The organism is Sorangium sp. So ce321 (genome assembly GCF_051530195.1).
Lineage (GTDB): Bacteria > Myxococcota_A > Polyangia > Polyangiales > Polyangiaceae > Sorangium.
In genome coordinates this window covers 14,194,463-14,208,491 of sequence record NZ_CP150329.1, presented here as the reverse complement: position 1 = coordinate 14,208,491, position 14,029 = coordinate 14,194,463, and the positions used below count along the sequence as shown (strand labels likewise).

The window sequence follows — 14,029 nt, the reverse complement described above, 5'->3', positions numbered from 1 at the left end:
TCGGGGAAAGCGTACCCCGATCCCGTCACGCGCTTGCCTTCGTTCGACTTACGTTCTGGCCTACGTCTCGCTTACGTCCGGCCTACGTCCGGCTCACGTTCCTTGACGTTTTTTTGCAATTTTTTTGCAAACTCCGGGACCTGCCCCGCTTGCGGCACCGCCCGCGCTCGCCGGCCTGGTCTTCCGGACTGGTCGCGGCACGTTGAGCTCAGCCTACCGTAAGCCGCGAGCCGATCCAACCCAGCTGCTGAAGTTGACATCCGTTGGCTACCCGACCGCACGCTGTGGGCGTGTGCCCCCAGCCGGGACGCTTGGTCCCTGAACGAGCTTGCTGCATGGGCGGATGTACCCGTACTCTGACCGGGTCCCCGATGCCGCCGCAGCACTTTATCCGATGCCAGGCGTGCGGGTTGCCGCACCCCTCGGACACCGAAAGGTGCCCGGTGCACGGAACGGCGCTCACGCCCAGCGTCGCCCCGCCCTCCTCGACGCGGGTGCCGCCGACGAGCAGGGGCGAGTCGATGTGGCCGGTGGACGGCCCGCTGCCGCCCGATATCGATCCGGATCAGCCGCGGCCGACGAAGGAGGCGCCCCTCGTCGGCCGGCTCCTGCACGACCGCTACCGCATCCTCGGCGTCATCGCGAAGGGCGGCATGGGGATGGTCTACGACGCCATCCATATCGGCCTGCGGCGCCGGGTCGCGATCAAGACGCTCCGCGCCCAGTACGCGCAGAGCAAGACGGCGATCGCCCGCTTCCACAACGAGGCCGCTGTCGCGGGCCGGTTCGGCCACCCGAACATCGTCGAGGTGTACGATCTCGGCGTGCTCGAGGACGGGACGCCCTACCTCGTGATGGAGCGCCTGGAGGGCGACACCATCACCGAGCGGCTCGGGCGAGAGCGCCCCATGCCCATCTCCGTCGTGCTGGACGTGGCCGTGCAGGTGCTCAGCGCGCTGATCGTCACGCACGCCGAGGGCATCCTCCACCGCGATCTCAAGCCGGACAACATCTGCCTCGTCGGCGGCGACCGCGGCCCGCTCACCGTGAAGGTGCTCGACTTCGGCGTCGCCGAGGCGTTCAACAACGGGTCGGGGCCGTCGATCCTCGTCTCGACGGGCGCGGCGGGGAGCCACGCGGTGGCCGGCACCCCCGCGTTCATGGCGCCGGAGCAGGCGCAGGGGGTCCGCGACCTCGACGCGCGCGCGGACCTCTACTCCGTGGGCATGCTGCTCTACGTGATGCTCACCGGACAGCTGCCGTTCAAGGCGCCGACGCCGGCGGCCCTGCTCGCGGAGATCCAGCGCGTCAAGCCGATCCGCCCGCGCATGCTGCGCCCCGAGGTCCCCCACTCGCTGGACGTCGCGACGATGCGCGCGCTCGCGCTCGACCGCGAGGAGCGCTTCCCGAGCGCGGCCTCGATGCTGGACGCGCTCGAGCAGGTGCAGATCGAGGCGGCGATCGGCGGCGGCGCGCCGCCGGAGCCGACGGGCGAGCCCGCCGATCCGGACTCGGAGAAGGTGGAGTACTTCTACCGGAAGAGCGTCCTGCCGCCGCCCATGGAAGAGTGAGCGGCACGAGCGGTGGGGTGAAGCGATGCGAGCCGTCGTCATTCGCGAGCCAGGCGGTCCTGAGGTCCTCGAGGTGCGCGAGGTGGAAGCGCCCGACGTGCCCGAGGGGCACGTGCGCGTGGCCGTCCGCTTCGCCGGGGTGAACCGCGCCGATCTGCTGCAGCGGCTCGGCATGTACCCCGCGCCGCCGGGCGCGCCGCCGGACGTGCCGGGGCTCGAGTACGCGGGCGTGATCGAGGCCACGGGGAAGGGCGCGCGCCGCTTCGCGCCCGGCGACCGCGTCTTCGGCCTGGTGCCGGGCGGCGCCTACGCCGAGCGGATCGTCGCCCACGAGCGCGAGGTAGCGCCGGTGCCGGACGGGCTCTCCGACGAGGAGGCGGCGGCGGTCCCGGAGGCGTTCGTGACCGCGTACGACGCGCTCGTGACGCGCGCCCGGCTCGCCCCCGGCGAGCGCGTGCTCGTGCACGCGGTCGGCAGCGGCGTCGGGACGGCCGGCCTCCAGATCGCGCGCGCGCTCGGGTGCTTCGTCGCCGGGACGTCGCGCACGCAGGACAAGCTGGACCGCTGCCGGGAGCTCGGGCTCGACGCCGGCATCGCGGCGTCGGGCGGGAAGTTCGCGGACGAGGTGCTGAAGGCGACGCGCGGCGCCGGGGTCGACGCGGTGCTCGAGCTCGTCGGCGGCGCGTACGTCAACGAGGACCTCAAGGCATGCGCGGCGCGCGCTCGCATCGCGCTGGTCGGGCTGACGGCGGGCGGCTCCGCGGAGCTCGACCTGCGCGAGCTGCTGCGCAAGCGGATCGAGCTGATCGGCACCGTGCTCCGCTCGCGCCCCCTCGAGGAGAAGATCGCGGCGGCGCAGGTGCTCGAGCGGAACATCTCCCCGTGGCTCGCGCGCCGCGCGGTGCGGCCGATCGTCGACCGGGTCTTCCCGCTCGGCGAGGCAGCCGCGGCGCACAGCTACATGGCCAGCAACGCCTCGTTCGGGAAGGTGCTGCTCCGGCTCGACGCGTGAGCGACGCGTGAACGATCGACGACGGCGTCACTCGCCGCGGCCGAGGAGCCGCGCGAGCGCGCCGGCCTCGGCGTCATGGGCCGCGGCCTCGTCGGCCGGCGTCCACGACATGTCGAGCTCCAGCCGGTACGAGCCCTCGAAGGCGTGCGGCGGCGCGCCGCCCCACTCCTCGGGGGAGAGCATCGAGAGGTAGCGGACGCCGTCGCCGCGCCGGTAGAGGTGGTAGACGTGGCCGGGCCGCTTCTTGAAATTGCACGCCGCCCGGTGCAGGTCGCTGTCGCGCTGCGCGGCCTCGAGGACCAGGCGCGCCTGCTCCTGCAGCGCCCGGATCTGCCGGGCGATCTGGGCGAGCTTGCCGCCGGTGACCGCGCCGAGCAGCGCGTCGGCCTGCTGGATCTCGCGCGCCACGTCGACCAGCTCGTGCGGCGCGGAGAGCCGGCTCAGGGGGTAGGGCGAGGTGCTGGCGGGACCGTCGTGGCGGCCGGCGCCGTGCTTGGTGTAGCCGTCGTCGCTCATGCGGAGACCCGGAGCTTAGTGCAGCGCGCCGCCGCGCTGTAGCGGCGACGGCGCCGGAAGGCCGTTCCGGCCGGCTCGGGCGAGCGCCGCGGCGGGCTCGTCGGCTCGTCGGTTCGTCCGGCCGCGCGTGCGCTGTCGCCGGGGCGCCGCCCCGGCGGCCGTCACGGGTCCGGGCACCCGTCCTCGTCCGCGACGCCGTCCTCGTCTTCCGGCTGCGCGGGGCAGCGGTCCTCGTCGTCGACGACGCCGTCCTCGTCGTTGTCCCCCTCGGGGCACCCGTCATCGTCCTGGAAGCCGTCGCGATCCTCCGCGAGCTCGCTGCACTGGTCGGCCTCGTCGTCGACGCCGTCGTCGTCGACGTCGTGGACGCGCGGGGTCCAGGCGACCGAGAGGACGGCGCGCAGCGGCGTGGTGCCGACGCCGCCGACCAGCGCGGTCCCCACGCCGCCGAGGAGCGACACGTCGCCGAGCGCGTAGCGCGCCGCGACGCCGAGCTCCAGCGCGGCCATCTCCTGGCGCTCGAACGGCGCGACCGGGGCGAGCGGCAGGTGCCCGTGCGCCTCCAGGAAGAACGTCGCGCGCCCCTCCGGGTCGATGCCCAGGATCTGCGGCCGGAACGAGAGGCCGAGGCCGAAGGGGAGCTCGTGGCCGAACACGGTGGGGCACGGATCGACGCCCCGGGGATCGATCGGGGTCGCCTGGCACGCGAAGCGGGCCTGGCTGCCGCGGAGCTTGAGCCCGGCCGCGAGGTGCGCGCCGAACGCGATCAGCCGGTACTCGGCGAGGAGCCTGAGCTCGTTCGTGACGCTCCCCTCGCCCACGAACGACGCCTCGTCGCCCGTGGGCAGCGTGAAGCGGTCGTGCAGCGCGAGCGCGAGCCCGCCGAGATCGCCGCCGGTGGGCTGCAGCAGCGTGAGCTTGCCGATGAGGCCGAGGTCGCCGACCGCCTGCGCCGGGACCCACGTCTCGCCGAGCACCCGCGCGGCGTCGGACGTCGGCTCGTCGCCGGTCTGGTAGACGACGACGGGCAGCGTGAGCCCCACGAGGAGGCGCCGCGCGACGCCGACGCCGGCCGCGAGATCGGCGCTGGCCTGGTGGCGGATGACGTCGAAGCGGACCTCGTCCGACCCCGGATCGCGGAGCACGATGGGGCGGTAGGCGTACGAGGCCCAGAGGCTCGCGCTCCACTCGCCGGTGTCCGGGGTCGCGGCAGGCTCCAGGTAGACGCCGGCCCCGGGGTCGATCGAGGCGCGGAACCCGCGGAGGTCCGCCGAGGGCTGGGCGGCGGCGAGCGGGGCGACGGAGGCGGCGAGCAGCGAGGACAGGGCGATGGCGCTCGGTCGCATGGCCAGGCGAGACTAATCCAGCGCAGCGAAAAGTGGGGGCCGACGACGACCGAGGGCGCCGGCGCGAGGGCGCCGGCGCGACGACCGGCCGTGGCGGAGCGCGCGGATGCCCGAAACATCGCGTTCCGCTGCGGGTTGTGCGATAGCGGGGGCATGGACTCAATCCGGATCCGGGGCGGGAAGCCGCTGTCCGGCAAGATCCGCATCAGCGGCGCGAAGAACGCGGCGCTGCCGATCCTCTGCGCGACGCTGCTCTCCGACGGCGAGAGCCTGCTGCGCAACGTGCCCGCGCTGCGCGACATCGACACGACCTCGGCGCTGCTCCGCTTCCTCGGCCGCAACGTCGAGACGGCGCCGCCGCTCGTGAAGGTCGGCGCCGGCGACAACGTGCGGCCCGAGGCCCCGTACGAGCTCGTCAAGCAGATGCGGGCGAGCGTCATGGTCCTCGGCCCGCTGCTCGCGCGCTTCGGCCGCGCCAAGGTGTCGCTCCCCGGCGGCTGTCAGATCGGGACGCGGCCGGTGGACCAGCACCTCAAGGGCCTCGAGGCGCTCGGCGCGACGATCCGGCTGTCGCGCGGCTACATCGTCGCCGAGTGCAAGCGGCTGCGCGGCGCCGAGGTCGTGTTCGACCTGCCGACCGTGACCGGCACCGAGAACCTGATGATGGCCGCCGCGCTCGCCAAGGGGCGGACCACGCTGGTGAACTGCGCGCGCGAGCCGGAGGTCGAGGAGCTCGGCCGGGTGCTCAACAAGATGGGCGCGCGCGTGAGCGGCGCCGGCACGGACGTCATCCACATCGAGGGCGCGGACGAGCTGGAGCCGTTCGACCACGCGATCATCTCCGATCGGATCGAGGCCGGCACGTACATGGTCGCGGCGGCCGCGGCCGGCGGCGACGTGCTGATCGAGAACGCGCCGCTCGAGGACCTCGAGGCGGTCGCGGCCAAGCTGCGCCAGGCGGGCGTCGAGGTGGGCCGCGAGGGCGACTGCGTGCGCGTCCGCCGCGACGGGCGGCCGCTGCGCGCCGTCGACGTCACGACCGCGCCGCACCCGGGCTTCCCGACCGACATGCAGGCGCAGTTCATGGTCCTGATGTGCCTCGCGCAGGGCACGTCGCGGATCGTGGAGACGATCTTCGAGAACCGCTTCATGCACGTGCCCGAGCTCTCGCGCATGGGGGCGCACATCGACGTGGACGGCCACACGGCGCACGTCCACGGCGGCGCGCCGCTGTCGGGCGCGACCGTGATGGCGACGGATCTGCGCGCGAGCGCCTCGCTGGTCATCGCCGGGCTCGTGGCGACCGAGGGCGAGACCGAGGTGCTGCGCGTCTACCACCTGGATCGCGGCTACGAGTTCATGGAGCGCAAGCTCGCGCAGGTCGGCGCCGACACGGTCCGCGTCGAGGGGCGGGCAGGATGAAGAAGCCGCTCACCATCGCGGTGCCCAAGGGCCGGATCCTGAAGGACCTGATCCCGCTCATCCAGCGCGCCGGCCTCGACAGCACGCCCCTCCAGGAGAACGATCGCCGCCTGGTCCGGCCGACGGCGGACGGCGCCTTCCGGTACGTGTTCCTGAAGCCGGACGACGTGCCCACCTACGTCGAGTACGGCGCCGCGGATCTCGGCGTCTCGGGTCGCGACACGCTCCTCGAGCGCCGCCACGACCTCTACACGCCGCTCGATCTCGGGATCGGCCGCTGCCGCCTCGTCGTGGCCGGGCCGGAGGAGACGCCGATCCCGGATCTGCCGCGCGTCGCCACGAAGTACCCGCGGATCGCCGGGGACCACTTCGCGAGCAAGGGCGTGGTGGCGGAGATCATCCCCGTCCACGGCTCGGTGGAGCTGGCGCCGCTCGTCGGGCTCTCTCACCTCATCGTCGATATCGTCGAGACCGGCGCCACGCTGCGCGAGAACCGCCTCGAGGTGCTCGAGACGGTGACCGAGGTGAGCACGCTGCTCATCGCGAACCGCGCGTCGTACAAGCTGCGGAGCGACGATGTCCGCCCGCTGGTCGAGCGGCTGCGGGCCGCGACGGCCAGCGTGAAGCGGTGAGCGGCCCCGGGGGCGCCGTCGCCGCTCGCTGATCGAGGACAGCCGCCACCGGAGAGAGGAGGCCCCGCTGCTACCGCTATTCGCCGCGCTGCCGGCTGACATCGACACGTGGGTGGGAGGGGGGACCAGCGTCGTCGCGGGCGTCCACCGCGACCCGCCGGGGACCCACCGCCTCGACGCCTTCGCGCAGGCCGAGGTAGGGCTCCGGATCGCGAGCGACTCGCTCTACTTCCGGCTCGATCTCGACATGCAGGCCGCCTCGGCGCCGCTCGGCCTGCCGGCGTTCGGCCTGCCGGCGTTCGTCTACCCCGAGTGGTCCTTGCCGGCGCCGGAGCTCAAGATCGGCCCTCCGGAGTGGGCGATGCTCCAGATCGGCCGGGAGGACTACCACCTCCGGCTCGGCGTCATCACGCATGCGATTGGCATCGAGGACTGGGACAACTGGGTCAACTACTTCCCGACGTACTCGACGATGATCAGCACCGTGCCGGGCCGGATGCTCGGCGTGGAGCCGGGGCTCGTGCTCGGCGAAGGGTACGAGGTCAACGTGTTCGGCGGCCTCGACCTCGACGTCAACGCGCCGACGTTCGGCGCCGGCCTGACCACCATGCAGGCGCTCTGGTCGACCTGGTCGGGCGTCGCGTTCTACCCGACGATCGATTTCTACTCGGCGGTCGTCGCCCTGGAGCTCTACCCGGCCGAGGCGCTCACCGTGTCGATCGACGGCAGCGTGGGGCTGGTCGGCCTCCCGGACGAGGCAGGGGTGACGAAGCTGAAGCCGTGGGTCGGCGGCGAGTTCATCGCCAATATCCTTCCGAAGGTGGCAATCCATCCGCTCGTCCGAGTCCAGGCTCTCCACGAGCCCGGGGGCGCGCTCTCGGCGTTCCTCTTCGCGCCCCAGCCGAGCGTCTCCGCGAGCGCCGGGCTCACCTATGCGCCGTTCGACGAGCTCAAGATCAGCCTCGAAGGCAAGGCCTCCCGGGTCGAGGACGACATCCTTCCCGGCCTGTTCGCCCTCGTGGCCCTCCGCCGGCCCGAGCCGCCGCCGTACGCCGCCAAGTGAAGAGACGGCGCGGAAGGTTTCGTATGTTTCCAGAAATCATCCGGGTTGGCGCCGTTGAGCCCAGAGGCGCGCGCCCGAGCTTAACGAAGCGTAACCAAGCGTTACGGATCGTTACGATCGTTCCCTGAGCGTCCGCGCCGCTCGCGCGCAAGGCGCCGTCGCCCCTCTTTCGCGTCTCGCCCGGGCTCGCCCTTGTGATAGGGTGGCGGCCCCTCTCATGAAAATCCACGAGTATCAAGGCAAGCAGGTCTTCGCCCGCTACGGGGTACCGGTACCGAAAGGGGAGCCCGCTTTCCAGGCGAGCGAGGTGGGGCCGATCGCCGAGCGGCTGATCGCCCAGACCGGCACCCCGGTCACCGTCGTCAAGGCGCAGATCCATGCGGGTGGTCGCGGCAAGGGCGGCGGGGTCAAGGTCGCGAAGGGCGGCAGCGCCGAGGCGACCGCTCTCGCCGAGAAGATCCTCGGCATGCAGCTCGTCACCAAGCAGACGGGCCCCGAGGGGCAGAAGGTCCGCCGGCTCTACATCGAGCAGGGCCTCGACATCGCGCGCGAGCTCTACTTCGCGATGCTCGTCGACCGCGAGCGGCGCCGCATCGCGGTGATCGCGTCGACCGAGGGCGGCATGGACATCGAGGAGGTGGCCCACAGCACACCGGAGAAGATCTACAAGCTCTTCATCGATCCGGTGCTGGGCCTCGCCCCGTACCAGGGGAGGCAGCTCGCGATCGCGCTCGGGCTCACCGCGAAGGAGACGCAGCGCCAGTTCCTCAAGCTCGTGGCCTCGCTCTACGCGTGCTTCACCGCGGAGGACTGCTCGCTGCTCGAGATCAACCCGCTCGTCGTGACCGGCGCCGGTGATGTCTTTGCGCTCGACGCGAAGGTGAGCTTCGACGACAACGCCGAGTTCCGCCACCCCGAGTGGAACGCGCTGCGCGACGTCGACGAGGAGGACCCGGTCGAGCTCCAGGCGAAGCGGTCCGGGCTCTCCTACGTGTCGCTCGACGGCGACATCGGCTGCCTCGTGAACGGCGCCGGGCTCGCGATGGCGACGATGGACATCATCCTCCATTACGGCGGCAGGCCGGCGAACTTCCTCGATGTCGGCGGCGGCGCCTCGCAGGAGCAGGTGAAGACCGCGTTCCAGATCATCCTGCAGAGCGAGCGGGTCCGCGGCATCTTCGTGAACATCTTCGGCGGGATCATGCGCTGCGACGTCGTGGCGGGCGGGGTCATCGCCGCCGCGAAGGAGCTCGGGCTCAAGGTGCCTCTCGTGGTGCGCCTCGAGGGCACCAACGTCGAGGCCGGCCGCAAGCTGCTCGACGAGAGCGGCCTGACCATCCAGTCGGCGAGCTCCATGGCCGACGGCGCGCAGAAGATCGTCGCCGCCACGCGCGGCGGCAAGGCCCAACCCGGCGCCTAGGCGCCCGCGAGCACCGAGCCCCGAACCCAGTTGAGCAGCGAGCGACCGGCGATAGCCGAGCTCTGTCCACGTCGAAGTCCACGTCGAAGGTAGAGTAATCAAGCGATGAGCATCCTCGTCAACAAGGACACGCGGGTCGTCTTCCAGGGCATCACGGGCGCCTACGGCTCGCAGCACGCCCGCGCCTGCATCGAGTACGGGACGAAGGTCGTCGCCGGCGTGACGCCCGGCCGCGGCGGCCAGCGCTTCGAGGACAAGGTGCCGATCTTCGACACGGTCGAGCAGGCCGTGCGCAACGAGGGCGCCGATGTCTCGTGCATCTTCGTGCCGCCGGTCGGCGCCGCGGACGCGATCACCGAGGCCATCGACGCGGGGTGCAAGCTCGTCATCTGCATCACCGACGGCGTGCCGGTGCTCGACATGGTGCGCGTGCGTCGCTTCCTCGAGGGCAAGCCGGCGCGCCTCATCGGGCCGAACTGTCCCGGCGTGATCACGCCCGGCGAGTGCAAGATCGGGATCATGCCGGGCCACATCCACAAGAAGGGCCACATCGGCGTCCTCTCCCGCTCGGGCACGCTGACCTACGAGGCGGTCGGCCAGCTGAGCGCGCTCGGCATCGGCCAGTCGAGCTGCGTGGGCATCGGCGGCGATCCGGTCGGCGGCATGGACTTCATCGACGTGCTCGAGCTCTTCAACCAGGACCCCGACACGCACGGGGTCGTGCTGATCGGCGAGATCGGCGGGACGGCCGAGCAGCGCGCGGCGGCGTGGATCAAGCAGAACATGAAGAAGCCGGTGGCCGCGTTCATCGCGGGCCGCGCGGCGCCTCCGGGCAAGCGCATGGGCCACGCCGGCGCGATCATCGCGGGCGGCGAGGGCACGGCGGACGAGAAGATCGCGGCGCTCGAGGCGGCGGGCGCCAAGGTGGCCGCCACGCCGGCCGAGATGGGCATCGCGATGCAGGCGGCGCTCGGCGCGGCGCGTTGATCCGCGCGCCGATCCCTCCCGCACCGACGTGACGACGTGAAGCAGCGCCGCCGCCTCACAGAGAGGCGGCGGCGTCCGGTTCAGCCATCCAGCGTTATCGTCCGCCGCTCGGCCGAGCTCCGCATCGCGGCCTCGATGATCCGGATCACGTCGCGCGCCTCCTCGGCGCGCACGGGCGGCGGCGCCCCGTCGAGGATCGCCGCGGCGATGCCCTCGTAGTAGGCCGCGTAGGCGCCGGGCAGGGTCTCGATCGTGCGGCGCTCGCCGTCGGCCGTGACCAGCGTGCCGAACCAGCGCGGGTCCTCGCGCCCCCACTCCGGCGTGCCCGGGCGCTTGCCCGCCTTGAGGGCGTCCTCCTGGCCGTCGATCCCGTGCTTGAGGAAGCTCCCGCCGTCGCCGTGGACCGCGAAGCGCGGGCCCGGCTCGCGCGTCAGCGTCGAGGAGCGCACGATGACCCGCCGCCTGCCGTGGTCGAGCGTGAGGTGGAAGTAGTCCACGGCGCGCGCCGCGGGCCGCTGCGTCAGGAGGTCGGCGGTGACCGCGCGCGGCGGGCCGAAGAGCACGAGGGCCTGGTCGATGAGGTGCGCGCCGAGGTCGTAGAGGATGCCTGAGCCCGGGGACTCCTGCTCTCGCCAGCCTTGCTTGATGGCGGGGCGGAAGCGGTCGAAGTGCGCCTCGTACGAGGCCACCTCGCCGAGCAGGCCCTGCTCGACGCAGTGGCGCACGGTGAGGAAGTCGGCGTCCCAGCGGCGGTTCTGGAACACGGAGAGGAGCCGGCCCCGGCGCGCGGCGAGCGCGATGAGCTCGTCCGCCTCGGCGCTCGTGATCGTGAACGGCTTGTCGACCACCACGTGCTTGCCCGCCTCGAGCGCCGCGCGCGCGAGCGGGAAATGGGTCTCGTTGGGCGAGGCGATGACCACGAGGTCGATCCCGGGCTCGGCGATCAGCACCTCGGGGGTCGGGTGCACGGCGACGCCCGAGAGGTCGGCCATGACCTGCCCCTCCCGGCGGGTCGCGATGGCGGCCAGGCGCAGCCGGGGGATGGCCCGGATCAGCGGGGCGTGGAAGACGGCGCCGGCGAGGCCGTAGCCGATGAGGCCGACATAGACGCGCTGGGACATGGCAGGGGCGGGCTCGCGGGCGACGCTAGCCCGAAGGGACGCTCGAGGGAAGGCCCGGGCGCTCAGGAGGGGCCTGCGCCAGGCGCGAGACGGCGGCGACTGGCGAGCCGCCAGGGCCCTCCGCATCGCCTGCGATCGCGGAGGGCGAACCGCGCGAACCGCGCGAACCGCGCGAACCGCGAAAGACACGCACGTCGCTCGCGATCCCGGGTGGTCAGCTGCGCGAGGCGCGCACGTCGCTCGCGATCGCGGCTCGCGAACCCATCGAGGCATGCACATGGCTCGTCACCCAATGGCGCTCTGACGAAGGCCCTTCGAACCACACGATCTCACCACAGAGCGCCGCGCCAGCGAGGACCGCGGGAGACGTGGGCACCAGGCGTCCGATGTCGTCGCACATAACCCCTGTCACCGTGGCGCGCGTCGGTTCGTGAAGACGTGGGGGAGCGGTTGCGATAGCGTCCTCTGTTTGGAGGCTTGTGATGCACGCCAAGAGCGTCCTTTCTGTAGTCGCGCTGACCACGTTGATCGCGGGCGGCGCCTTCGCGGCCGGGTGCAAGAGCAGCGCTGAGGCCACCGTGACCGAGGAGTCGGTCGAGGCGGCCCCGGTCGCCCTCGAAGAGCCGTTGACGGAGGAGCACGACGGCGGCTCGGTCGGGTGGGAGTTCGCGCCCGACGGCGCCGTGAGGGCGGTCGTGAAGGGGCCTGATGGCCGGCCCATCGACAAGGACGTGAGCGGCACGCTCACCTGGAAGGGGCCGAACGGCGACGCGCAGGTCCCGCTCGCGGTCGACGCGAAGACAGGGCTCCTCATCGCGGCCGGGCCCAAACTCGAGGCCGACCTCACCGAGGTGAGGTACAATGTCCTCGTCGCCGGGAAGCCGTGGAACGGCACGCTCCACGTGCCCGCGGGGGGAACGAAGGTCATCGTCGAGGGCGCGAAAAAGGCCGAGCGGAGGCCCATCCCCCCGGGCAAGACGGGCCCGAACGGCGGGGTCATCCAGGTGGTCGGCGACGACACGATCGAGGTGGTCGCGGACAAGGCCTCAGGCCAGGTCAGGGTGTATGTCCTCGACGACAACTTCAAGCCGGTCCCCGTCGGTGACCGCAAGATCAAGCTCGGCTTCGTGGGGTCGGGCTCCGAGCTCATCCTGTTGAACCCAGGCCCCGGCGGCCTCTACTGCGTCGGGACGATCTCGGCGAAGGTGAACCCCGTGAAGCTCACGGTGGTCGTGGCGCACCCGACCCACGCCGACGTGGTGCTCGTCGGCTATCGTCCCGGCGTGCACGTGGTGGTCGGCCCGAGCGCGCCGTCCCTGAACGTCGTCGTGGCGACGACGTGGAACGTGGGCGTGAAGGTCAAGGCGGCTCCTGGCGTGGTGGTGGTCCACGATGACGACGACGACGACGATGACGACGGGCGACGGATCCACGTCGTCCACGTGCACGGAAAGCACAAGGGCAAGCACAAGCACGGGCACGGCCACGGGCACTGGAAGTGATCTCGCGCGGCGCTGGGCGGCGCACCTCACCGCCGAGGTCGACGCCGCCTCGCTCGCCGTCTTCCGCGTCGGCTATGGCGCCCTGATCGCGTGGGAGGTCGTCCGGTACGTCCTCCACGATCGGATCACCCGCTATTACATCGAGCCCGGCTTCTTCTTCAGCTTCGTCCCCTTCGTCCGCCCCTGGGGCGGGACGGGGATGTACTGGCACTTCGCCGCCGTCTTCGTCCTCGCGCTCCTCTGCGCCGCCGGGCTCTTCTACCGGGTGAGCGCCGCGCTCCTCTGCGCCGCGCTCACGTATGTATTCCTCCTCGACAAGGCGCAGTACCTCAACCACCTCTATCTGCTCTGCCTCCTCGGCCTGCTGCTCGCCGTCGCCCCGGCGCACCGCGCGCTCTCGCTGGATCTCCTCAGCGCGCGGCGCGCCTCGCCGGCCGGCGCCCCGCCCAGCATGTCGACCGAGACCGTGCCGCGCTTCCACCTCTTCGCCCTGAAGGCCCAGATCGCGATCGTCTACTTCTACGGCGGCGTCGCGAAGCTGAACGGCGACTGGCTCCGCGGGCAGCCGCTCACGATGTGGCTCGCCGAGCACGCCGACGCGCCGCTCGTGGGGCCGCTGTTCGCCTCGCCTGCAGCGGGGCTCGCGCTCTCGTATGCAGGGCTGCTCATCGATCTCTCGATGGGCTTCCTGCTCTTCTCTCGACGTACCTTCCCGTTCGGCGCGGCGATCGCGGTGGCGTTCAACCTCTCCAACGCTTTCCTGTTCAAGATCGGGATCTTCCCCTACGCGATGATCGCCTCGCTCGCGCTGTTCGCCGATCCCTCGTGGCCGAGGCGGCGCCTGCCCTTCCTGTTCGGGCGCGCGGACCGCGCGGGCGACGGCGCCCTGGTCTCCTCCCCCTCCCCTGCCCCTGCCCCCGCCCCTGCCCCCTCCCCTGGCCCCGCCCCCGCCCCCGCCTCCTCCCCCGCGGCGTCGCGGGGGCGCGCCCTGCAGCTCGCGCTGCTCCACGCGTACCTCCTGCTCCACCTCGTCGTGCCGCTCCGCCACTGGCTCTATCCGGGCGACGTCGCCTGGAACGAGGCCGGGCACCGCTTCTCGTGGCGCATGAAGCTGCGCGACAAGAACGTGAGCGAGCTCGACATCGGCGTGATGGATCCGAGGACCGGCGTGCGCGAGTCGCTCGATCTCGAGGAGTGGCTCACGGACCGCCAGCTCGGCGAGATGAGCACGCGCCCCGACATGATCGTCGACTTCGCGCACCACGTCGCCGATCGCTGGCAGGAGGACTTCGGCGTGCGGCCGGTCGTCACCGCCAAGGTCGTCGCGTCGCTGAACGGAGGTCCCTTCCGCGATCTCGTGGACCCGACACGCGATCTCGCGTCGCTACCGAGAGGGCTCTTCGAGGTCGTGCTGGCGCCCTGAGGAAGAGGGCATGA

12 protein-coding genes are annotated in these 14,029 nt (G+C 71.9%); 9 read left to right on the top strand and 3 right to left on the bottom strand.

From position 1 onward, the window contains the following. The first annotated feature begins 443 nt into the window (after positions 1 to 443). Complete coding sequence (locus WME89_RS52840) at positions 444 to 1,571, top strand: serine/threonine-protein kinase (RefSeq protein WP_437655382.1); 1,128 nt, start codon at positions 444 to 446, stop codon at positions 1,569 to 1,571. 25 nt (positions 1,572 to 1,596) lie between these two features. Continuing rightward, the gene (locus tag WME89_RS52835; RefSeq protein ID WP_438007063.1) at positions 1,597 to 2,583 is read left to right on the top strand and encodes an NAD(P)H-quinone oxidoreductase; all 987 of its coding nucleotides are present in this window, start codon (positions 1,597 to 1,599) and stop codon (positions 2,581 to 2,583) included. Between the two features lie 27 nt (positions 2,584 to 2,610). On the opposite strand, the gene WME89_RS52830 is transcribed toward WME89_RS52835, so the two are convergent. Next, entirely contained in the window at positions 2,611 to 3,099 is a 489-nt protein-coding gene (locus tag WME89_RS52830; RefSeq protein ID WP_437655385.1) for a DUF2452 domain-containing protein, read from the bottom strand. A 161-nt stretch (positions 3,100 to 3,260) separates the two neighbouring features. Then, a complete protein-coding gene (locus WME89_RS52825; protein WP_438007062.1) occupies positions 3,261 to 4,445 on the bottom strand; it encodes a hypothetical protein in 1,185 nt (394 codons plus the stop codon). 153 nt (positions 4,446 to 4,598) lie between these two features. Here WME89_RS52825 and murA point away from each other — a divergent pair, with 153 nt between their 5' ends. The 5 genes from murA to sucD all read left to right on the top strand — a co-directional run bounded on the left by murA (position 4,599) and on the right by sucD (position 9,969). Continuing rightward, a complete protein-coding gene (gene murA, locus WME89_RS52820; RefSeq protein WP_437622594.1) occupies positions 4,599 to 5,867 on the top strand; it encodes a UDP-N-acetylglucosamine 1-carboxyvinyltransferase in 1,269 nt (422 codons plus the stop codon). Next, positions 5,864 to 6,499, top strand: a complete 636-nt coding sequence (gene hisG / locus WME89_RS52815) for an ATP phosphoribosyltransferase (protein ID WP_438007061.1) — start codon at positions 5,864 to 5,866, stop codon at positions 6,497 to 6,499. Before murA ends, hisG begins: the two co-directional genes overlap by 4 nt. A gap of 112 nt (positions 6,500 to 6,611) precedes the next feature. Next, a complete protein-coding gene (locus WME89_RS52810; RefSeq protein WP_438007060.1) occupies positions 6,612 to 7,562 on the top strand; it encodes a hypothetical protein in 951 nt (316 codons plus the stop codon). A 217-nt stretch (positions 7,563 to 7,779) separates the two neighbouring features. Beyond that, complete coding sequence (gene sucC / locus WME89_RS52805; RefSeq protein ID WP_437622591.1) at positions 7,780 to 8,982, top strand: ADP-forming succinate--CoA ligase subunit beta; 1,203 nt, start codon at positions 7,780 to 7,782, stop codon at positions 8,980 to 8,982. A gap of 105 nt (positions 8,983 to 9,087) precedes the next feature. Then, on the top strand, positions 9,088 to 9,969 hold the full coding sequence (gene sucD / locus WME89_RS52800) for a succinate--CoA ligase subunit alpha (RefSeq protein ID WP_438007059.1): 882 nt from the start codon (positions 9,088 to 9,090) through the stop codon (positions 9,967 to 9,969). 80 nt (positions 9,970 to 10,049) lie between these two features. On the opposite strand, the gene WME89_RS52795 is transcribed toward sucD, so the two are convergent. After that, the gene (locus tag WME89_RS52795) at positions 10,050 to 11,090 is read right to left on the bottom strand and encodes an oxidoreductase (RefSeq protein ID WP_438007058.1); all 1,041 of its coding nucleotides are present in this window, start codon (positions 11,088 to 11,090) and stop codon (positions 10,050 to 10,052) included. Between the two features lie 482 nt (positions 11,091 to 11,572). Between WME89_RS52795 and WME89_RS52790 the strand changes: the two genes are divergently transcribed. Then, the gene (locus WME89_RS52790) at positions 11,573 to 12,592 is read left to right on the top strand and encodes a hypothetical protein (protein ID WP_438007057.1); all 1,020 of its coding nucleotides are present in this window, start codon (positions 11,573 to 11,575) and stop codon (positions 12,590 to 12,592) included. Further along, a complete protein-coding gene (locus WME89_RS52785; RefSeq protein ID WP_438007056.1) occupies positions 12,483 to 14,015 on the top strand; it encodes an HTTM domain-containing protein in 1,533 nt (510 codons plus the stop codon). The genes WME89_RS52790 and WME89_RS52785 overlap by 110 nt, the downstream gene beginning before the upstream one ends. The last annotated feature ends 14 nt before the right edge of the window (positions 14,016 to 14,029 follow it).